Genomic DNA, 866 nt, shown 5'->3' with positions numbered 1-866 from the left:
TACATTTGGAACGATCTTTGCCGAGCGGTTGCTCGATATGATCGGTTTATTCGGTTTGCTGGTGCTTTCCGGCTACCTCACCTTCGGCGCGCGGATGCCAGAAGGCACGCAGATCGTCTTTCTCTTTGGCGGGTTGCTCGTCGTGATTATTGTCAGCGGGCTGGCCGGTATGCGCTGGCTGGGGCCGCAAATCCGCTGGTTCATTCCCCGCCGTCTCCACCGTGTCTACGGCAATTTTGAGCAGTCGGCGTTAAAATCGTTCAAACCGGCTATCTTGCCACGCCTGTTTGCCTTTACCGGCGCGATCTGGTTGCTCGAAGGCTTCCGGCTATGGTTCGTGATCCAGTCGTTGAACCACACGGGTCTCAGCCTGACACTGGCGGCGATTATCTTCGTGGCGCTGGCTTCATCCTTGTTGACGGCCTTGCCGATTACCCCAGCCGGGTTAGGAGTGGTGGAAGGAACGATCACCGCCGTGCTTACACTCTTCGGGATCGCCGCCAGTCTGGGGGGCGCTGTAACCCTCCTCGACCGGCTGATCAATTTCTGGAGCATCGTCGTCTTTGGCTTTATCCTGTACTTGCTCAGCCGGCGGAAATAGCATGATGCGGATCGGGATCGACTTCACAGCGGGGATATGGCAGGGCGCCGGAATTGGCCGGTATACCCGCGAACTGGTGCAGGCAGCCGCACGGGCAGCGCCTGATATGGCATTGCATCTTTTCTACGCTGCCGGCGGTCTCGACCCGCAGAGTCCCTTTGCGCGCTATGCCCACGCATTGGCCGCTGCGCATCCGAACATCACATTGCGACCCATTCCAATTAGCCCGCGCCTGCTGACGATCCTTTGGCAACGGCTGCGCTTG

The 866-nt window shown here is 58.9% G+C and carries 2 protein-coding genes; both read left to right on the top strand.

Going from position 1 to position 866, the window contains the following annotated elements; all coding sequences use genetic code 11:
• The coding region (locus tag NZU74_20285; GenBank protein ID MCS6883668.1) for a flippase-like domain-containing protein at nt 1–601 on the top strand (601 nt) is incomplete at its 5' end.
• A gap of 1 nt (nt 602) precedes the next feature.
• The coding region (locus NZU74_20280; GenBank protein MCS6883667.1) for a glycosyltransferase family 1 protein at nt 603–866 on the top strand (264 nt) is incomplete at its 3' end.

Source organism: Chloroflexaceae bacterium (genome assembly GCA_025057155.1).
In the GTDB taxonomy this organism is placed as follows: Bacteria; Chloroflexota; Chloroflexia; order Chloroflexales; family Chloroflexaceae; genus JACAEO01.
The sequence above is the reverse complement of the archived record's forward strand: the minus strand, read 5'-3'. Positions and strand labels throughout refer to the sequence as shown.